This window comes from Streptomyces sp. NPDC048514 (genome assembly GCF_043199955.1).
Taxonomy (GTDB): Bacteria; Actinomycetota; Actinomycetes; order Streptomycetales; family Streptomycetaceae; genus Streptomyces.
Map to the genome: position 1 here is coordinate 291032 of NZ_JBICWT010000006.1, position 18596 is coordinate 309627.

Here is an 18596-nt window from a genome sequence, read left to right on the forward strand (position 1 = left end):
TGACCGCGGAAAGGATGGCCGGAGCGCGTCATCCTAGAGCCGGATCTGCGCACCTGACCAGGGGTTTCACGGATCTCTCCGGCGCCGCGGGGGAAAACGCGGTGCGGCGTGCGGCGGATCCGCGGGGCAGCGTCTACGGCATTGTCGGTGCGGTGGTGTGCAATGGATCTCGTGCCCGCACTGGAAGAATCACTGAAACAGCCGCTGAAGTCAGTGCTCGGCCCCGCCACCGCGAAGGTGATGGCCGAGCACCTCGGCCTGCACACCGCCGGCGACCTGCTGCACCACTACCCGCGCAGGTACGAGGAGCGCGGCCAGCTCACCCACCTCGCCGACCTCCCCATGGACGAGCACGTCACGGTGGTCGCCCAGGTCGCCGACGCCCGTCTGCACACCTTCGCCTCGGCCAAGGCCCCCCGGGGCAAGGGCCAGCGTCTCGAGGTCACGATCACCGACGGCAGCGGCCGGCTCCAGCTGGTCTTCTTCGGGGCCGGCGTGCACAAGCCCCACAAGGAGCTGCTGCCGGGCACCCGTGCCATGTTCGCCGGGAAGGTCTCCGTCTTCAATCGCCGCCTCCAACTCGCGCACCCCGCATATGAGTTGCTGCGCGGAGACGGCGAGGAGACGGTGGAGACCTGGGCCGGCGCCCTCATCCCGATCTACCCCGCCACCGCCAAACTCGAGTCCTGGAAGATCGGCAAGGCGGTCCAGACGGTGCTGCCCAGCGCCCGTGAGGCCCTGGACCCCCTTCCGGAATCCCTGCGCGAGGGCCGCGGCCTGCTCCCGCTGCCCGAGGCCCTGCTCAAGATCCACCGCCCGCACACCAAGGCGGACATCGCCGACGCCCGCGCCCGGCTGAAGTGGGACGAGGCCTTCGTGCTCCAGGTCGCCCTGGCCCGCCGCCGCCACGCCGACAGCCAACTCCCCGCCGTACCCCGCACGCCCCGGCCGGACGGCATCCTCGCGGCCTTCGACGACCGTCTCCCCTTCACCCTCACCGAGGGCCAGCGAAAGGTGTCGAAGGAGATCTTCGACGATCTGGCCACCGACCATCCCATGCACCGCCTGCTGCAGGGCGAGGTCGGCTCCGGGAAGACGCTCGTGGCCCTGCGCGCCATGCTCGCCGTGGTCGACGCGGGCGGTCAGGCCGCGATGCTCGCCCCCACGGAGGTCCTGGCCCAGCAGCACCACCGCTCGATCACCGAGATGATGGGGGAGCTGGCCGAGGGCGGCATGCTGGGCGGCGCCGAGCACGCCACCAAGGTGACCCTGCTCACCGGTTCCATGGGCGCTGCCGCCCGGCGGCACGCCCTGCTGGACCTGGCCACCGGCGAGGCCGGCGTCGTCATCGGCACGCACGCCCTGATCGAGGACAAGGTCCAGTTCCACGACCTGGGCCTCGTCGTGGTCGACGAACAGCACCGCTTCGGCGTCGAACAGCGTGACGCCCTGCGCGGCAAGGGCAGGCAGCCCCCTCATCTGCTCGTCATGACGGCCACCCCGATCCCGCGCACGGTGGCCATGACGGTCTTCGGCGATCTGGAGAACTCGGTCCTCGACCAACTGCCCGCCGGCCGCTCCCCGATCGCCAGCCACGTCGTCCCCGCCGCCGACAAACCCCACTTCCTCGCCCGCGCCTGGGAGCGGGTCCGCGAGGAGGTCGAGAACGGCCACCAGGCGTACGTGGTCTGCCCGAGGATCGGTGACGAGGAGGACGACCCGAAGAAGGCCGGCAAGCAGAAGTCCCCCGAGGACGAGGCCGAGAAGCGGCCCCCGCTCGCGGTCCTCGACGTGGCCGCCCACCTGGGCGAGGGCCCTTTGCAGGGCCTGCGCGTCGAGGTTCTGCACGGCCGGATGCACCCGGACGACAAGGACGCCGTGATGCGCCGCTTCGCGGCCGGCGACACGGACGTCCTGGTCGCCACCACCGTGATCGAGGTCGGCGTCAACGTCCCGAACGCCACGGCCATGGTGATCATGGACGCCGACCGCTTCGGCGTCTCCCAGCTCCACCAGCTGCGCGGCCGTGTCGGCCGCGGCTCGGCCCCCGGCCTGTGCCTGCTGGTCACCGAGATGCCCGAGGCGAGCGCCGCCCGCCAACGGCTGAACGCGGTCGCCGCCACCCTCGACGGCTTCGAGCTCTCCCGCATCGACCTCGAACAGCGCCGCGAGGGCGACGTCCTCGGCCAGGCCCAGTCCGGCGCCCGCTCCAGCCTGCGGGTCCTCGCGGTCATCGAGGACGAGGAGGTCATCGCGGAGGCGAGGCAGGAGGCGGCGGCGCTCGTCGCGGCCGACCCGGAGCTGCAGCACCTTCCGGGCCTGCGCACCGCCCTGGACGCTCTGCTGGACGAGGAGCGCGAGCAGTACCTGGACAAGGGCTGAGGCCGAGGCCGGCAGTGGATCCGGAGACGGGCCACGAGGATGTCGGGCGGCAGCCCGTCGAGGCGGGAGTGCACGTCCTGGGAGCCGTCCGGGAAGCGCGGGGGGCGACCCCGTCCTGCCCGGGGGGGCCGCCTCCCCGGGCCGGGCCGGACCGGGGCGTCAAGCGCCCCGGGCGGCCGCCTGCCAGACTGATCCCGTAACGCCGCTCCCGAAGAAGGACCCAGAGATGACCCGCGTGATCGCCGGCACGGCAGGTGGCCGGCGTCTGTCGGTACCGCCCGGCACCGGAACCCGTCCGACCTCCGACCGCGCACGCGAGGCCCTCTTCTCCACCTGGCAGTCCCTCCTCGGCGGCCCCCTGGACGGCGAGCGCGTCCTGGACCTCTACGCCGGCTCCGGCGCCGTCGGCCTGGAAGCCCTCTCCCGGGGCGCGGGCCACACCCTCCTGGTCGAGGCGGACGCGCGCGCGGCGAGAGTCGTCCGGGACAACGTGCGGAACCTGGGCCTGCCCGGCGCCGAGGTGAGAGCGGGCAAAGCCGAACAAGTCATCCGCACCGCGCCCCCCACGGAGCCGTACGACCTGGTCTTCCTGGACCCCCCGTACGCCGTCACCGACGACGATCTTCGGGAGATCCTGCTCACACTCCGCTCGGAGGGCTGGCTCGCCGGAGAAGCCCTCGTCACCGTGGAGCGCAGCACCAGGGGCGGCGAATTCCACTGGCCGGACGGCTTCGAGGCGATCCGGTCCCGTCGCTACGGCGAGGGAACGTTTTGGTACGGTCGCGCCGCCTCAACGTGCGATGACGCACGATGACCGGACCGGAGAGCGAGGGATCACAAGTGCGCCGCGCCGTCTGTCCCGGGTCGTTCGACCCGATCACCAACGGACACCTCGACATCATCGCCCGTGCCTCCCGTCTGTATGACGAGGTCTACATCGCGGTGATGATCAACAAGTCGAAGAAGGGCCTGTTCGAGATCGACGAGCGGATCGAGCTGATCCGCGAGGTCACCCGTGAGTACGCCAACGTCCGCGTAGAGGCCTTCCACGGCCTGCTCGTCGACTTCTGCAAGCAGCGCGACATCCCCGCCATCGTCAGGGGCCTGCGCGCGGTCAGCGACTTCGACTACGAACTCCAGATGGCCCAGATGAACATCGGCCTCACCGGCGTGGAGACGCTGTTCGTGCCCACCAACCCCACCTACAGCTTCCTCTCCTCCTCCCTGGTCAAGGAGGTCGCGGCATGGGGCGGGGACGTCTCCCACCTGGTGCCCGCTCCGGTCCTGGCGGCCCTGAACACGCGTCTGCGCAAGGACTGATGGGACTACAGTCGTCCCGTCCGTCTCCAACCCGGCTGTAGAGAGTGGCGAGCACAGGTGGACGTGCAGAAGAAGCTCGACGACATCGTCTCCACGGTCGCCGGCGCCCGGGCCATGCCCATGTCGGCGTCCTGCGTGATCAATCGCGCCGAGCTGCTCGCGCTGCTGGACGAGTTGCGCCAGGCGCTGCCCGGCTCCCTCGCGCAGGCGCAGGAATTGATCGGCGACCGTGAGCAGATGGTCGAGCAGGCCCGCCTGGAGGCCGAGCGGATCATCACCGACGCACACAACCAGCGCGGCTCGCTGATCTCCGACACCGAGATCGCCCGCCGCTCCCAGGCCGAGGCCGACCGCATCCTCGCCGAGGCCCGTCAGGAGGCCGAGGAGATCCGCGCCGAGGCCGACGACTACGTCGACTCCAAGCTCGCCAACTTCGAGGTCGTCCTCACCAAGACCCTCGGCTCGGTCGGCCGTGGCCGCGAGAAGCTCCTCGGCACCGGGCCCGGCCTGGACGAGAACGGCTACGAGGACGAGGACGCCCCCGAGCGCAGCCAGGACCCGGAGACCCTGCGCCACAACGCCGACGCGTACGTCGACGTCAAGCTCGGCGCCTTCGAGGCGGTCCTCGCCAAGACGCTGGAGGCGGTCGGCCGCGGCCGGCAGAAGCTGCACGGCCGGATCGCCACCGACGACCTCGGCGCCCTCGCCGACGACACCACCACCTACCAGCACTCCAGCGACGCCGACTACCTCGCCGACCTCGCGGGCCTCGCCGACACCCCGGCCGAGCGCCCGGTGCCGCCGCAGCGCCCCGCGCAGTCCCCGCCGCCGCAGCCGTCGTACGAGCCGCAGCCCGCCTACGGCTACCAGCAGCCCGACCCCTACGGCGGCTTCCCGCAGCAGCCCGACTACGCCCAGCAGCAGGACCCGTACGGCTACCAGCAGGCCGACCCCTACGGCTACCAGGGCTACGACCAGCAGCAGGGCGCTTACGACGCCCAGCAGCAGACCGCCTACGACGCCCAGCAGGCCCAGCAGGCCCAGCAGGCCCAGCAGGCCCAGCAGGCGCAGCAGGGCCAGCAGCCGGCGCAGCAGGGTTACGCGCTCGACGAGACCAGTCTCTTCGACACCGGCATGATCAGCGCGGAGCAGCTGCGGGCGTACGAGCAGGGCCGGGGCCTGTAGCCGCGCACCGCGGCCGACCCGGATTGGGCCCTGAGCGGAAGGTCCAGTATCCTGGTTGTTCGGTCGCGCGTATGCCCGCGATCAGCGCTGCCCGGAACACCAGCGGGCGGCGTCCCCTCTAGCTCGTAGATCGAAAGCAGGAATGGCCTCCAACGCCCGCCTCGACCACCGCAACCCCCTCGTGTTCGACACACACGAGCTGGGTCGGCGGCCTGGCGCGCTGCAGCGCCTGACCCGCACGATCGACGCCCCTCGGGACCTCGGTATCCAGGGAGTCATCGGGGTGCCGGTCGGCGCCCCGGTCGAGCTCGACCTCCGGCTCGAGTCGGTCATGGAAGGGGTGCTCGTCACGGGCACCGCCCGTGCACGGGTCGAGGGGGAGTGCGTAAGGTGTCTGGAGCCGGTCGAGCAGCAGCTCGAAGCGGACTTCCAGGAGCTGTTCTCGTACCCTGACGCCGATGACCGGGGCCGTGTGATCGCGGAACCGGGCGACGACGCCGAGGACGACGAGGACAGGTTCTACCTCGAGGACGGACTTTTCGACCTCGAGCCTCTGCTGCGCGATGCGGTGGTGCTCGCACTGCCGATGCAGCCGGTGTGCCGGGAAGACTGTGCGGGCCTGTGCTCCGAGTGCGGAGCGCGGCTCACGGACGACCCGGACCACCATCACGACGCCGTCGACATCCGTTGGGCGGCTTTGCAGGGACTCGCCGGTTCACTCGAAGACGGCGAGAAGGACGAGATGAGCGGCGGCGCGCTTCCATCAGCGCACGCCGACGAGAAGCAGGAGAAGTAGCCGTGGCTGTTCCGAAGCGGAAGATGTCGCGCAGCAACACGCGCCACCGCCGGTCGCAGTGGAAGGCTGCGGTCCCCACCCTGGTTGCGTGCGAGCGCTGCCACGAGCCCAAGCAGCAGCACATCGCGTGCCCGTCTTGCGGCACCTACAACAAGCGCCAGGTCCTCGAAGTCTGAGCGGCTGGTGAGAGGCACTGTGTCCAGTCCCAAGAAGGCGGAAGACGCCACGGCGGACGCACCCGCCAAGAAGAAATTGGACAACCAGGCCTCGTCCCACACGCTTCTGGAAGGGCGGCTCGGCTACCGGCTCGAGTCCGCCCTTCTGGTGCGCGCGCTGACCCACCGTTCCTACGCATACGAGAACGGCGGTCTGCCGACGAACGAGCGGCTGGAGTTCCTCGGGGACTCCGTGCTCGGCCTCGTCGTCACGGACACGCTGTATCGCACCCACCCCGACCTGCCCGAAGGCCAGCTGGCCAAGTTGCGGGCCGCGGTGGTCAACTCGCGTGCGCTGGCGGAGGTCGGGCGCGGCCTCGACCTGGGCTCCTTCATCCGGCTCGGCCGTGGTGAAGAGGGCACGGGCGGCCGGGACAAGGCGTCCATCCTCGCCGACACCCTTGAAGCGGTGATCGGTGCGGTCTATCTCGATCAGGGCCTCGACGCGGCGTCCGAGCTGGTGCACCGGCTCTTCGACCCGCTGATCGAGAAGTCCTCGAACCTCGGAGCCGGCCTGGACTGGAAGACCAGTCTCCAGGAGCTGACCGCGATCGAGGGGCTCGGCGTGCCCGAGTACCTGGTCACGGAGACCGGCCCCGACCACGAGAAGACCTTCACTGCTGCCGCCCGCGTCGGAGGCGTCTCGTACGGCACCGGCACCGGCCGCAGCAAGAAGGAGGCGGAGCAGCAGGCCGCGGAATCCGCCTGGCGGTCCATCCGGGCCGCCGCGGACGAGCGCGCCAAGGCGGCCGAGGAGGCCGCCGTCAAGGACGGCGACCCGTCGTCCGCCACCGCCTGACGACAGCAGCACCGAGCGCCCGCCCCACCGTTCACGACGGGGCGGGCGCTCCGCTCATCCACCCACCGTGGGGGTTCCGATGCCCGAGTTGCCCGAGGTCGAGGTCGTCCGGCGCGGCCTGGAGCGGTGGGTCGCCCATCGCACCGTCGCCGACGTCGAGGTGCTGCACCCGCGTGCCGTCCGCCGGCACATCGCGGGCGCCGACGACTTCGCGCACCGGCTCAAGGGCCACCACATCGGCACCCCCAGCCGGCGCGGCAAGTACCTGTGGCTGCCGCTGGAGGAGACCAACCAGTCCGTCCTCGCCCACCTCGGGATGAGCGGTCAGCTGCTGGTACAGCCGCACGAGACGCCGGACGAGAAGCATCTGCGCATCCGGGTCCGGTTCGCCGACTCCCTCGGCACGGAGCTGCGGTTCGTCGACCAGCGCACCTTCGGCGGGCTGTCGTTGCACGACAACACCACCGACGGCCTGCCCGACGTCATCGCGCACATCGCCCGGGACCCCCTCGACGGGCTGTTCGACGACGACGCCTTCCATGACGCCCTGCGCCGCAAGCGCACGACGGTCAAACGGGCCCTGCTGGACCAGTCGTTGATCAGCGGAGTCGGCAACATCTATGCGGACGAGGCCCTTTGGCGCGCCCGCCTCCACTACGAGCGCCCGACGGCGAACCTCACCCGCCCGGTCACGACGGAACTCCTCGGCCACGTACGGGACGTGATGAACGCGGCGCTGGCCGTCGGCGGCACCAGCTTCGACAGCCTCTACGTCAACGTCAACGGCGAGTCGGGCTACTTCGACCGGTCCCTGGACGCGTACGGCCGCGAGGGCCTGCCCTGCAGGCGGTGCGGCACCCCCATGCGGCGCCGCCCCTGGATGAACCGCTCCAGCTACTTCTGCCCGAAGTGTCAGAGGGCTCCGCGCGTGTCGTCGTAACGCGCGCGGGAGGCGAGGACGTCGTCCATCGCGCCCTCCACGCAGTGGATGAGGGCCAGCAGCCGCTCGGCGACCCGCCGGCCCAGTGGGGTGAGTTCGTAGTCCACGCGGGGCGGGTTCGTCGGCTGGGCCTCGCGGTGCACCAGTCCGTCGCGCTCCAGCGCGTGCAGGGTCTGGGACAGCATCTTCTCGCTCACCCCGTCGACGCGGCGGCGCAGCTCGTTGAAGCGCAGCGAGCCCTCGTGCAGCGCGCCGAGCGTCAGCCCGCCCCAGCGGCCCGTGACGTGCTCCAGGGTGCCGCGCGAGGGGCACGCCTTCGCGAAGACGTCGTAGGCGAGGTCGTCGTGATCCTGACTGGTGAGGGTCATACCCCAAGGGTACGCACACACAGCGCTCACCACCAGGTTGCACTAACTTCTGGTTAGTGCTTTCCTTTCGGTACTGCTTTTGAGGTGCCCTTTCCAAGGAGTGTCATGACCCCCACCGTCCGCCCCGTCATATCCATCGCCTTCCACTCCGGCTACGGCCACACCGCCGTCCTCGCCGACGCCGTCCGCGCCGGTGCGGCAGACGCGGGAGCGGACGTGCACCTGATCAGGGTCGACGAGATCACCGACGAGCAGTGGGAGACGCTGGACCACTCCGACGCGATCGTCTTCGGCTCGCCCACCTACATGGGCACCGCCTCCGGCGCCTTCCACGTCTTCGCCGAGGCGACCTCGAAGCGCTGGTTCGGCCAGGACTGGAAGGACAAGCTGGCCGCCGGTTTCACGAACTCGGCCTCGAAGAGCGGCGACAAGCTGCACACCCTGCAGTTCTTCCAGACGCTCGCCGCCCAGCACGGCATGCACTGGGTCAACCTCGGCCTGCTCCCCGGCTGGAACAGCAGCACCGCATCGGAGAACGACCTGAACCGCCTCGGCTTCTTCGCCGGCGCCGCCGCCCAGAGCAACAACGACCAGGGCCCCGAGGACGTGCACAAGGCCGACCTGGCCACCGCCGAGCACCTGGGCCGCCGGGTGACCGAGACGGCGCGCCTCTTCGCCCGCGGCCGCACCGCCGCGTGACCGGGCCGGGCCCCGGCGACCGGACAAGCGCCGGCTCGGGCCCCTGACCTGCGCGGCCGCGCCGCCGGCCGACGCCGCTGCCTGCGCCCCGGCCGTCGGGGCGCTCGGCGTCGGTCGCCGGGGCGCTCAGCGTCGGTCGTCGCCGAGCCGCCTTCGACGGTCCGGCGACGGGCCGGCCGGCTCGTCACCGGTGACGACGGGAGCCTCCAGGAGTGAGCCGACCGCTCGGACGAAGGCGTTGTGAGCCGCTGCCATGGTGCGCTGTCCGTCGCTCTCCTCGTGAAACAGATCGTCCTCCGCGCAGCAGTCCCGCACCGCGTCGGCGAGATCGGTGAGAGAGGACCAGTGGCTCCACACCGCGTCCTCCAGCTCGACGGCCTTCGAGTGAACCGGTTCGGGACCCACCAGCTTGACGCGCTGCCGCTCCCGGCGGATCGCTCTCGCCGTCGTGAGCAGCTCGTCCAGTTCCTCGTCGGGTATCGCAGTCCGCGTGGGCGACGGGCTGAGCCTCCGGCGGGTCCGGAACGCCGACGACACATGTGCGTCGTAGGCCGCGAGGAGCGTTGCGTAGGCTTCCAGCCGCTGCTGTCGCAGCCAGTGGACGTGTTCGGCCGACGCCTGGTCCTGGACCTGTCGTCGCGTGGCCTGCGCGGCCCTCTCCGCCCCGATCCGCGCCCCGCGAACAGCGGCCACCGCACCGATCAGCGCGCCTCCCAGCGCACCCGCCGTCCCGGCGAGCCCGGCGACCAGCGCCGCCGTTCCTTCATTCATGCCGGCGATGATTCCACCCCCGGCCACCGTCAGGGGCGGAATGTGCGGTGCCGCGCCTGTCCGGGTGACCACGCCTCGAAGAGGGTCACGTCTGTGGCCTGCGGCCCTGTCCTCGACCAGCGCCGCTGCCCGCGCCCCGGCCGTCGTGGGTGGTAGCGCCGGTCGTCGCTGGGCACCCTTCGGCGGCCCCCCAACACGGCCCCGGATGGGCCGAAGTCACAGCCCATGCGCGAAGACGACCGCCGAGAGGGTGGCTCCACTTGCCGCGATGCCGGCATGCAGCGCGATCCACAGAGCGTAGAGACGCACCTTGAAGATCTTCGGGAAGCGAAGACGCTGTCGTGCGTGCAGCTCCGCCCAGTCGTCGCTGATGAGGAGTGACGGCAAGCGTTCCTCGATGCGACAGCTGAACAGGCGAGCCGCTCTGTGATGCAGGACCGAGCGTTCGTGGTACTTGAGGCAGGCGAGCACTCCATAGACCCCTAGGCCGACCATGGGCAGCGTCACGACCAGCATGATCGTTTCGAGGCCGTGCTGAGCAGTGAACCCCAGGGCGGCAGAGGCGATGACAATGATCAAGTTGCTGAGGGTGGCCCGCTGGGTTTCGAGTTGCCGAGCCTGATCATGTTGCTCTCGGTACATCTGAAGCAGCACTTCGACATCGTCGGCCATCGAGCCCCCCGGACGTCTACGAGTCGTCCAGTTGTGGCTACCCCCGCGGCTCGTCGACGACGCGGTCGGCGTCAGGGCTTCGGGCCGGAGTTTCCGTGACCCCGGCTGCGCGCTGCGGACGTACACGCACCTGATGCCGTCGCGCGGGGCCCGGAACCGGGCCGCCGTGGATCGCCTCTTCGTGGACGCGGAACGCACGGTCGACCGCCCGGACACGGCCCGGGAGTGCCTGGCCGTCCGGCCTGTGGTTGTCTCAGTAGCCGAAGTCCTGTGTCCACCAAGGGCCGCCCGGGCCGAAGTGGACGCCGACGCCGAGGGTCTTGAAGTCGCAGTTCAGGATGTTGGCGCGATGGCCGGGGCTGTTCATCCAGGCCTCCATCACGGCTGCCGCCGTGGCCTGGCCGCGGGCTATGTTCTCGCCGCCGAGGTCGGTTATGGAGGCCTTCGCGGCCCGGTCCCAGGGCGTGGCGCCGTCCGGGTCGGTGTGGCCGAAGAAGCCCCGCGCGGCCATGTCGTCGCTGAACGCCTCGGCCAGCCCGGTCAGGGAGGAGTTCGCCGCGAGCGCGCTGCAGCCGACCTTGGCCCGCTCCGCGTTGACGAGCTGGAGCACCTCCGCCTCGGCGGTCGCCTCGGTCGTCACCGTCCCCGGCGCCGAGGTCGCCGCCGGCGCCTTGGTCGGTGTGGCCGGCTCGCTCGTCCTGCGCGGCGGGGTGGTCTTCGGCCTGGACGGCGTCGCCCCTGGCGCCGTCTTCCCGCTCGCGGTCCTCGACGGGGTGGGGGCGGCGGAGGCCGGCTTCGAGGCGGGGGCGGGGGAGACCGGCTTCGAGGCGGAGGCGGAGGCGGACGCGGAGGCGGAGGTCGATGGGGAGGGGGACGTGGAGGCGGAAGGGGACTTGGAAGCGGGCCGGCTCGGGGACTGCGAGCGCGCGGGGGCGTCGGCGGGCGAGCCGGGGCCGGCGTCGGCGCTGCCCGAAGTGCCGCCCTGCTCGCTGGCCGTGTTGCTGGGAGAGCCCGCGGCCTGCACGCGGTCGGCGCCGGTGGTGTTCGTGCTGCCGCCGAGCCGGTGGTGCTCCAGGCCGGGCATCACGCCCGTGGCCACCGCGACCGTGCCGAGGGCGACGGCCGCGGACACCCCGAGCAGACCCGCGCGCACCGGTCGTCCCACCCGCCTGCGGTGCCGGTGACCGGAGGACGGGCCGCCGGCCGGCGCGGACCCGCCGGCGGCGGAAGCGGCCGGGCCGTCGCCCTCCGCGAAGAGGTACGCCCGGGCCTTGGCGTCGGCCTCGGCGTAGGCCTCCGGATTCAAGTAGGGCGCGATGCCCATGGGCACCGTTCGGCCCGCGGACGAGGCGTGCGGACCGTCGCCGGCCGTGGCGGAGCCGTGCGGGTCCGTGGCCTCCGTGGCCTGACCGGGGGTGGCGGCCTCCGTGGCGTGACCGGTGGCGGCGCGGCCGGCGGCGGAGCGTCGGTGGCGTCCCATGTCCTTGCCCTCTTCCTCGTGCTCGCGGTCGACCGGTGTCAGCGCGGCGAGTGACTCCCCCTGGTCGACCCGGCTCACTCGAAGGAGTGAGTTTCATATGAGATGTATTGGATGCGGACGCTACCGCATGCCAAGGGGGGCGCGATGTGTCCCGGGTGACAGGGGCCGGTTAGGTTGCCCCCATGAGCGAGGAAGTACGACTGGTCGCCTGGGTGCGTGGACGCGTGCAAGGTGTGGGTTTCCGCTGGTTCACCCGTGCCAAGGCGCTGGAGATCGGCGGCCTGAGTGGTTTTGCTCTCAATCTGGCCGACGGCCGGGTCCAGGTGGTCGCGGAGGGGCCGCGCCCGGACTGCGAGGGACTGCTCCACTGGCTCCAGGGCGACGACACGCCCGGGCGGGTGGACGGCGTCACCGAGATCTGGGACACACCCCGCGGGGGCTACGACGGCTTCGCCATCCGCTGAGCCGGTTCCGTGCAGACCCGCAGGCCGGAGCGCGGCAAGCTGCCGGGGGCACATGCGGAAAGCGGAAACGACCTGGTGGTTGCCAAGAACGGCGTGGCGTGGCAGGCTCCGTCGGTACAGCTGATCGTCACGTCCCGAGGGTCCCCGCAGGAGTCGCAGCGCCGCCGCTTTCCGGCCGCGCGCCCGGGTTTGCCCGCCAATACGGGGCGTGATCGTGTTGACCGTCAAACTTTTTGGTGAGACGCTGAAAGCCCCGCGCACCTTAGCTGTTTGGCATGGAGCAACACAGAGCAACACCCCGATGTGCCAAGCACCGAGGGTGCGAATCCCTCACGACCCACACCGCATCGGTCGGTCACTCAGTGTGGAGGACCATCCATCATGGCAAAGGCGCTTCTCGGTTACGTCGGCGGCTCCGACCCTCGACTCCTCGCCGAGATGCGACGGCTGCAGCAGCGTGTACAGGACCTGGAGTCCGAACTCGGACGCATCCAGGCGGAGAACGAAGCGCTGGCGGCTGCCGCCTCTCAGGACAGGATCATGGAGAGCATCGACGCACACCAGGCGGAGCCTGCGCTCACCTGATCACTGCATCGCTCCACGACAGCAGTCGCAGTGGTTGGGCTGCCCGTATCAACCGCTCAGTTGATCGGACGACCGGGACCCGGTCGTCAGAGTTGCCTCAGAGTTGCAAGGGACGCTTCGGCGTCCCTTCTTTTCTTTCTTTCCCCCGCGCATCCTTTCACCCTCTTTAACGTACGGTGTGCCCTGCATGTTCATTGGCGAAACCGCGCGGTTGCGAGGGTTCGTGGAGTGAGGTAGCGGCGCCCGGTAGAGTCCGGCGGCGTGCACCTCAAGGCCCTGACCCTCCGCGGGTTCAAGTCGTTCGCCTCCGCGACCACGCTCCGGTTCGAACCGGGCATCACCTGCGTCGTCGGTCCGAACGGCTCGGGCAAGTCCAACGTCGTGGACGCGCTCAGCTGGGTCATGGGCGAACAGGGCGCCAAGTCCCTGCGCGGCGGCAAGATGGAGGACGTCATCTTCGCCGGCACCACCGGGCGTCCCCCGCTCGGCCGGGCCGAGGTGTCGCTGACCATCGACAACTCCGACGGGGCGCTGCCCATCGAGTACGCCGAGGTCACCATCACGCGGATCATGTTCCGCAACGGCGGCAGCGAGTACCAGATCAACGGCGACACCTGCCGTCTCCTCGACATCCAGGACCTGCTGTCCGACTCCGGTATCGGCCGCGAGATGCACGTCATCGTCGGCCAGGGCCAGCTCGACTCCGTACTGCACGCCGACCCCATGGGCCGGCGCGCCTTCATCGAGGAGGCCGCGGGCGTACTGAAGCACCGCAAGCGCAAGGAGAAGGCGCTGCGGAAGCTGGACGCGATGCAGGCCAACCTCGCGCGCGTGCAGGACCTCACCGACGAACTGCGGCGCCAGCTGAAGCCGCTGGGCCGCCAGGCGGCGGTCGCGCGGCGGGCCGCCGTCATCCAGGCGGACCTGCGCGACGCGCGCCTGAGGCTCCTCGCCGACGACCTCGTACGGATGCGCGAAGCCCTGAACGCGGAGATCGCCGACGAGGCCGCCCTGAAGGAACGCAAGGACACCGCGGACCGGGAGCTGAGGAAGGCACTCCAGCGCGAGGCCCTGCTGGAGGACGAGGTACGCCGGCTCACGCCCCGGCTGCAGCGCGCCCAGCAGACCTGGTACGAGCTGTCCCAGCTGGCCGAGCGCGTCCGCGGCACCGTCTCGCTGGCCGACGCGCGGGTGAAGAGCGCGACCTCGGCGCCCGACGAGGAGCGGCGCGGCCGCGACCCCGAGGACCTGCAGCGCGAGGCGGCCCGGGTCCGTGAGCAGGAGGCCGAGCTGGAAGCGGCCCTGGAGGCGGCCCAGCACGCCCTGGACGACACGGTCGCCCACCGCGCCGAGCTGGAGCGGGAGCTGGCGGTCGAGGAGCGTCGCCTGAAGGACCTCGCCCGCGCCATCGCCGACCGCCGCGAGGGCCTGGCCCGCCTCTCCGGGCAGGTCAACGCGGCCCGCTCGCGTGCGGCCTCCGCCCAGGCCGAGATCGACCGGCTGGCCACGGCCCGCGACGAGGCCCAGGAGCGCGCGGTCCGCGCCCAGGAGGAGTACGAGGCCCAGAAGGCCGAGGTCGACGGCCTCGACGCGGACGACGTGGACCTGGCCGAGCGGCACGAGACCGCCAAGCGGCTGCTCGCCGATGCCGAGGCCGCCCTGAGCGCGGCCCGCGAGGCGGTCACCGCGGCGGAACGGGCGCGCGCCGCGACCCAGGCCCGCCACGAGGCACTGGCGCTCGGCCTGCGCCGCAAGGACGGCACCGGCATACTGCTCGGCGCCCGGGACCGCCTCACCGGAGTCCTCGGCCCGGCCGCGGAACTGCTCACGGTGACGCCCGGCCACGAGACCGCCCTCGCCGCCGCCTTCGGCGCGGCGGCGGACGCCGTCGCCGTGACGAACCCGGCCTCGGCCGCCGAGGCGATCCGCCTGCTCCGCAAACAGGACGGCGGCCGAGCGGCGCTGCTCCTGACGACGGCCCCCGAAACCACACCGGCACCGCCCCTAAGGGGTGCGGAGAACCGCACACCCATGGCGGCGCCCCCCAGGGACGCGGGGAACGGCGCGCCCGGCCCCGACGCACCCGCACCCGATCACGCACCGGCAACCCCCCCGTCCCTGAGCGGCGCGGGCCCCGACGCACCCGCACCGGACGACGCACCGCCGCCACCCCCGAGCGGCGCGGCCAACGACGCACCCGCACCCGACCACGCACCGCCGCCACCCCTGAGCGGCGCGGCCAACGACGCACCCGGCCCCGGCACACCCGCGCCCGCACCGGCAACCCCTGCGCCCCCGGCCACCCCGGCGGACCGCTTCGTGCGCGGCCCCGCCGAGTTGCTGCCGGCCGTACGCCGCCTGCTGTCCGGGATCGTCGTCGTGGGCACCCTGGAGGACGCCGAGGACCTCGTCTACGCCCACCCCGAGCTGACCGCGGTGACCGCCGAGGGCGACCTGCTCGGCGCCCACTTCGCGCACGGCGGATCCGCCGGGGTGCCCAGCCTGCTGGAGGTGCAGGCCTCGGTGGACGAGGCCGCCGCCCAGCTGGCCGAGCTGGCGGTGCGGTGCGAGGAGCTGGCCGGGGCGCAGGGCGCGGCGGCCGAGCGCCGGGCGGCGGCCGCCGCCCTCGTGGAGGAACTGGGGGAGCGCCGACGGGCCGCCGATCGGGAGAAGTCGGCTGTGGCCCAGCAGCTCGGACGGCTCGCCGGACAGGCCCGCGGGGCGGCCGGCGAGGCCGAAAGGTCGGCGGCGGCCGCCGCGCGGGCGCAGGAGGCGCTGGAGAAGGCCGTGCAGGAGGCCGAGGAACTGGCCGAGCGGCTGGCCGTGGCCGAGGAGATGCCGGTCGAGGAGGAACCGGACACCTCCGCGCGGGACCGGCTCGCCGCCGACGGTGCCAACGCCCGGCAGACCGAGATGGAGGCCCGGCTCCAGGTCCGTACCCACGAGGAGCGGGTCAAGGGCCTCGCCGGACGGGCCGACTCGCTCGACCGGGCCGCGCGCGCCGAACGGGAGGCACGCGCGCGTGCCGAGCAGCGCCGGGCCCGGCTGCGGCACGAGGCGGCCGTGGCGGAAGCCGTGGCCTCGGGCGCCCGGCAGCTGCTCGCGCACGTCGAGGTGTCCCTCTCCCGGGCCGACCGCGAGCGCGTCGCCGCCGAGGCCGCCAAGGCCCGGCGGGAACAGGAGCTGACCGCAGCGCGCACCGCGGGCCGGGAACTGAAGTCCGAGCTGGACAAGCTGACGGACTCGGTCCACCGCGGCGAGGTACTCGGCGCCGAGAAGCGGCTGCGCATCGAGCAGCTGGAGACGAAGGCCCTGGAGGAGCTGGGCGTCGAGCCGGCGGGACTGGCGGCGGAGTACGGGCCGGGCCAACCCGTGCCGCCCTCGCCCCCCGCCGAGGGCGAGATCCTGCCGGAGGATCCCGAGCACCCGCGCAACCGGCCGAGACCCTTCGTACGCGCCGAGCAGGAGAAGCGGCTGAAGGCGGCCGAGCGGGCGTACCAGCAGCTGGGCAAGGTCAACCCGCTGGCGCTGGAGGAGTTCGCGGCGCTGGAGGAGCGGCACAAGTTCCTCAGCGAGCAGCTGGAGGACCTGAAGAAGACCCGCGCCGACCTGCTTCAAGTGGTGAAGGAGGTCGACGAGCGCGTCGAGCAGGTCTTCACCGAGGCCTACCGGGACACGGCGCGGCAGTTCGAGGGTGTCTTCGGGCGGCTCTTCCCCGGTGGGGAGGGGCGTCTGGTGCTGACCGATCCCGACAACATGCTCACCACGGGCGTGGACGTCGAGGCCCGTCCGCCGGGCAAGAAGGTCAAGCGGCTCTCCCTGCTCTCCGGCGGCGAGCGCTCGCTGACCGCCGTCGCGCTGCTGGTGTCCATCTTCAAGGCCCGGCCGAGCCCGTTCTACGTCATGGACGAGGTCGAGGCCGCGCTCGACGACACCAACCTCCAGCGGCTGATCCGGATCATGCAGGAGCTGCAGGAGGCCTCGCAGCTGATCGTGATCACGCACCAGAAGCGCACGATGGAGGTAGCCGACGCGCTCTACGGCGTCTCCATGCAGGGCGACGGCGTGTCGAAGGTCATCTCGCAGCGCCTTCGCTGACGCAGCCATCAAGATCAACTAACTCTCGTTCACTTCTTGAACATAGAGAGCTTCGCTGCATCTAAAAACTCACAGCCGTTGAGGTATTGACTTCGAAACTTGAAGGCATAGTCTCTGCAACGTTGTCTTTACCTTCAGGTGTAAGTGGTGTGAACCTGTGCGCCACTGGATACCCGGAAGGGATCACCCCCACCCCGGCAGCGTTGCCGCGGCCCGAGGAGTTTTTTCGTGACCAGCACTGCGCAGGCACCTCAGCCAGGAGCCAGGACGGCTCATCCCGAGCATCTCGGGCATGTCATCTTCATCGCGGCGGCGGCCGCCATGGGCGGTTTCCTCTTCGGCTACGACAGCTCCGTCATCAACGGCGCCGTCGAGGCCATCCGCGGCCGTTACGACATCGGCTCCGCGGCCCTCGCGCAGGTCATCGCGATCGCGCTGATCGGCTGTGCCATCGGCGCCGCCACCGCCGGCCGCATAGCGGACCGGATCGGCCGTATCCGCTGCATGCAGATCGCCGCCGTCCTCTTCACGATCAGCGCCGTCGGTTCCGCGCTGCCCTTCGCTCTCTGGGATCTCGCCTTCTGGCGCATCATCGGCGGCTTCGCCATCGGCATGGCCTCGGTGATCGGCCCCGCCTACATCGCCGAGGTCGCCCCACCGGCCTACCGCGGTCGCCTCGGTTCCTTCCAGCAGGCCGCGATCGTGGTCGGCATCGCCGTCTCCCAGCTGGTCAACTGGGCCATCCTGAACGCCGCGGGCGGTGACCAGCGCGGCAAGCTGCTGGGCCTGGAGGCCTGGCAGGTCATGCTCGGCGTCATGGTGATCCCGGCCGTCCTCTACGGCCTGCTCTCCTTCGCGATCCCCGAGTCGCCGCGCTTCCTGATCGAGGTCGGCCGCAAGGAGCGCGCCCGTGAGGTGCTGAAGGAGGTCGAAGGCGACAAGATCGACCTGGACGCCCGGATCGCCGAGATCGAGCACGCCATGAAGCGGGAGCACAAGTCCTCCTTCAAGGACCTGCTCGGCAGCTCGTTCTTCTTCAAGCCGATCGTCTGGATCGGTATCGGCCTGTCGGTCTTCCAGCAGTTCGTCGGCATCAACGTCGCGTTCTACTACTCCTCGACGCTGTGGCAGTCGGTCGGCGTCGACCCGACGGACTCCTTCCTCTACTCCTTCACGACGTCGATCATCAACATCGTCGGCACCGTGATCGCGATGATCTTCGTGGACCGCATCGGCCGCAAGCCGCTCGCCCTCATCGGCTCGGTCGGCATGGTCATCGGCCTCGCGCTGGAGGCGTGGGCGTTCTCCTACGACCTGGTGGACGGCAAGCTTCCCGCCACCCAGGGCTGGGTCGCGCTGATCGCCGCCCACGTGTTCGTCCTGTTCTTCGCCCTCTCGTGGGGTGTGGTGGTCTGGGTCTTCCTCGGCGAGATGTTCCCGAACCGGATCCGTGCCGCCGCGCTCGGTGTCGCCGCCTCCGCGCAGTGGATCGCCAACTGGGCCATCACGGCCAGCTTCCCGTCGCTGGCCGACTGGAACCTGTCCGGCACCTACATCATCTACACGATCTTCGCCGCGCTCTCGATCCCCTTCGTCCTGAAGTTCGTCAAGGAGACGAAGGGCAAGTCGCTGGAGGAGATGGGCTGAGCAGCCCCCCGGACTCGGGGGGAAGGGCCAAGTCCCCGCTGCCCCTCTCCCCGTAGATCCCGTCGCCCCCGGCCCGGTCACTGCCCGGACCGGGGGCGGCGGCCTTCCGCCCGGCCCGGTCGCGGAGCCCCGGGGGGCCCGTCCCTCGGCGGACCCGGCCGGGGAGGACTGCCCT

General features: G+C 71.2%; 17 protein-coding genes. 13 read left to right on the plus strand and 4 right to left on the minus strand.

Translation table 11 applies throughout. From position 1 onward, the window contains the following. Positions 1 to 162: 162 nt before the first annotated feature. The 8 genes from recG to mutM all read left to right on the plus strand — a co-directional run bounded on the left by recG (position 163) and on the right by mutM (position 7637). The gene (gene recG, locus ACGFT2_RS15775; RefSeq protein WP_393278131.1) at positions 163 to 2382 is read left to right on the plus strand and encodes an ATP-dependent DNA helicase RecG; all 2220 of its coding nucleotides are present in this window, start codon (positions 163 to 165) and stop codon (positions 2380 to 2382) included. Positions 2383 to 2608: 226 nt separating this feature from the next. Beyond that, positions 2609 to 3196, plus strand: coding sequence for a 16S rRNA (guanine(966)-N(2))-methyltransferase RsmD (gene rsmD, locus ACGFT2_RS15780; RefSeq protein ID WP_393278133.1), 588 nt, complete (start codon positions 2609 to 2611; stop codon positions 3194 to 3196). 26 nt (positions 3197 to 3222) lie between these two features. Beyond that, a complete protein-coding gene (gene coaD, locus ACGFT2_RS15785; RefSeq protein WP_393278414.1) occupies positions 3223 to 3702 on the plus strand; it encodes a pantetheine-phosphate adenylyltransferase in 480 nt (159 codons plus the stop codon). Between the two features lie 57 nt (positions 3703 to 3759). Next, positions 3760 to 4887: an ATP synthase F0 subunit B gene (locus ACGFT2_RS15790; protein ID WP_393278135.1), complete on the plus strand. Its 1128-nt coding sequence runs from the start codon at positions 3760 to 3762 to the stop codon at positions 4885 to 4887. A gap of 142 nt (positions 4888 to 5029) precedes the next feature. Beyond that, positions 5030 to 5683 (plus strand): YceD family protein, encoded by a 654-nt coding sequence (locus ACGFT2_RS15795; protein WP_393278137.1) that lies wholly within the window; start codon positions 5030 to 5032, stop codon positions 5681 to 5683. A gap of 2 nt (positions 5684 to 5685) precedes the next feature. Further along, positions 5686 to 5859 carry a 50S ribosomal protein L32 gene (rpmF, locus tag ACGFT2_RS15800; RefSeq protein WP_003951102.1) on the plus strand — a complete coding sequence of 58 codons (174 nt, stop codon included), beginning with the start codon at positions 5686 to 5688 and terminating at the stop codon, positions 5857 to 5859. 7 nt (positions 5860 to 5866) lie between these two features. Further along, positions 5867 to 6697, plus strand: coding sequence for a ribonuclease III (gene rnc / locus ACGFT2_RS15805; RefSeq protein WP_393278140.1), 831 nt, complete (start codon positions 5867 to 5869; stop codon positions 6695 to 6697). A 79-nt stretch (positions 6698 to 6776) separates the two neighbouring features. Then, on the plus strand, positions 6777 to 7637 hold the full coding sequence (mutM, locus tag ACGFT2_RS15810; RefSeq protein ID WP_393278142.1) for a bifunctional DNA-formamidopyrimidine glycosylase/DNA-(apurinic or apyrimidinic site) lyase: 861 nt from the start codon (positions 6777 to 6779) through the stop codon (positions 7635 to 7637). Here the strand turns inward: mutM and ACGFT2_RS15815 are convergent. Next, positions 7610 to 8005 (minus strand): winged helix-turn-helix transcriptional regulator, encoded by a 396-nt coding sequence (locus ACGFT2_RS15815; protein ID WP_393278144.1) that lies wholly within the window; start codon positions 8003 to 8005, stop codon positions 7610 to 7612. The genes mutM and ACGFT2_RS15815 overlap by 28 nt on opposite strands. Positions 8006 to 8110: 105 nt before the next feature. Between ACGFT2_RS15815 and ACGFT2_RS15820 the strand changes: the two genes are divergently transcribed. Then, positions 8111 to 8704 carry a flavodoxin family protein gene (locus ACGFT2_RS15820; protein WP_393278146.1) on the plus strand — a complete coding sequence of 198 codons (594 nt, stop codon included), beginning with the start codon at positions 8111 to 8113 and terminating at the stop codon, positions 8702 to 8704. Positions 8705 to 8830: 126 nt separating this feature from the next. Here ACGFT2_RS15820 and ACGFT2_RS15825 read toward each other — a convergent pair whose 3' ends face one another. The 3 genes from ACGFT2_RS15825 to ACGFT2_RS15835 form a co-directional block, all read right to left on the minus strand. Further along, the gene (locus ACGFT2_RS15825) at positions 8831 to 9475 is read right to left on the minus strand and encodes a hypothetical protein (protein ID WP_393278148.1); all 645 of its coding nucleotides are present in this window, start codon (positions 9473 to 9475) and stop codon (positions 8831 to 8833) included. 216 nt (positions 9476 to 9691) lie between these two features. Further along, the gene (locus ACGFT2_RS15830; RefSeq protein WP_393278150.1) at positions 9692 to 10147 is read right to left on the minus strand and encodes a hypothetical protein; all 456 of its coding nucleotides are present in this window, start codon (positions 10145 to 10147) and stop codon (positions 9692 to 9694) included. A 253-nt stretch (positions 10148 to 10400) separates the two neighbouring features. Continuing rightward, a complete protein-coding gene (locus ACGFT2_RS15835; protein ID WP_393278416.1) occupies positions 10401 to 11627 on the minus strand; it encodes a CAP domain-containing protein in 1227 nt (408 codons plus the stop codon). A 182-nt stretch (positions 11628 to 11809) separates the two neighbouring features. Here ACGFT2_RS15835 and ACGFT2_RS15840 point away from each other — a divergent pair, with 182 nt between their 5' ends. The 4 genes from ACGFT2_RS15840 to ACGFT2_RS15855 all read left to right on the plus strand — a co-directional run bounded on the left by ACGFT2_RS15840 (position 11810) and on the right by ACGFT2_RS15855 (position 18421). Continuing rightward, on the plus strand, positions 11810 to 12091 hold the full coding sequence (locus ACGFT2_RS15840) for an acylphosphatase (protein WP_393278152.1): 282 nt from the start codon (positions 11810 to 11812) through the stop codon (positions 12089 to 12091). Between the two features lie 381 nt (positions 12092 to 12472). Further along, positions 12473 to 12676, plus strand: coding sequence for a hypothetical protein (locus ACGFT2_RS15845; RefSeq protein ID WP_393278154.1), 204 nt, complete (start codon positions 12473 to 12475; stop codon positions 12674 to 12676). 261 nt (positions 12677 to 12937) lie between these two features. Further along, positions 12938 to 16774, plus strand: coding sequence for an AAA family ATPase (locus tag ACGFT2_RS15850; protein ID WP_393278156.1), 3837 nt, complete (start codon positions 12938 to 12940; stop codon positions 16772 to 16774). A 228-nt stretch (positions 16775 to 17002) separates the two neighbouring features. After that, positions 17003 to 18421 carry a sugar porter family MFS transporter gene (locus ACGFT2_RS15855; protein ID WP_393278158.1) on the plus strand — a complete coding sequence of 473 codons (1419 nt, stop codon included), beginning with the start codon at positions 17003 to 17005 and terminating at the stop codon, positions 18419 to 18421. Positions 18422 to 18596: the final 175 nt, after the last annotated feature.

Coding starts and splice junctions, on each gene's coding strand:
- ACGFT2_RS15840 (WP_393278152.1), top strand. CDS start 11,810: ATGAGCGAGGAAGTACGACTGGTCGCCTGGGTGCGTGGACGCGTGCAA.
- ACGFT2_RS15835 (WP_393278416.1), bottom strand. CDS start 11,627: ATGGGACGCCACCGACGCTCCGCCGCCGGCCGCGCCGCCACCGGTCAC.
- ACGFT2_RS15825 (WP_393278148.1), bottom strand. CDS start 9,475: ATGAATGAAGGAACGGCGGCGCTGGTCGCCGGGCTCGCCGGGACGGCG.
- ACGFT2_RS15795 (WP_393278137.1), top strand. CDS start 5,030: ATGGCCTCCAACGCCCGCCTCGACCACCGCAACCCCCTCGTGTTCGAC.
- ACGFT2_RS15845 (WP_393278154.1), top strand. CDS start 12,473: ATGGCAAAGGCGCTTCTCGGTTACGTCGGCGGCTCCGACCCTCGACTC.
- recG (WP_393278131.1), top strand. CDS start 163: ATGGATCTCGTGCCCGCACTGGAAGAATCACTGAAACAGCCGCTGAAG.
- ACGFT2_RS15820 (WP_393278146.1), top strand. CDS start 8,111: ATGACCCCCACCGTCCGCCCCGTCATATCCATCGCCTTCCACTCCGGC.
- rsmD (WP_393278133.1), top strand. CDS start 2,609: ATGACCCGCGTGATCGCCGGCACGGCAGGTGGCCGGCGTCTGTCGGTA.
- ACGFT2_RS15815 (WP_393278144.1), bottom strand. CDS start 8,005: ATGACCCTCACCAGTCAGGATCACGACGACCTCGCCTACGACGTCTTC.
- mutM (WP_393278142.1), top strand. CDS start 6,777: ATGCCCGAGTTGCCCGAGGTCGAGGTCGTCCGGCGCGGCCTGGAGCGG.
- ACGFT2_RS15830 (WP_393278150.1), bottom strand. CDS start 10,147: ATGGCCGACGATGTCGAAGTGCTGCTTCAGATGTACCGAGAGCAACAT.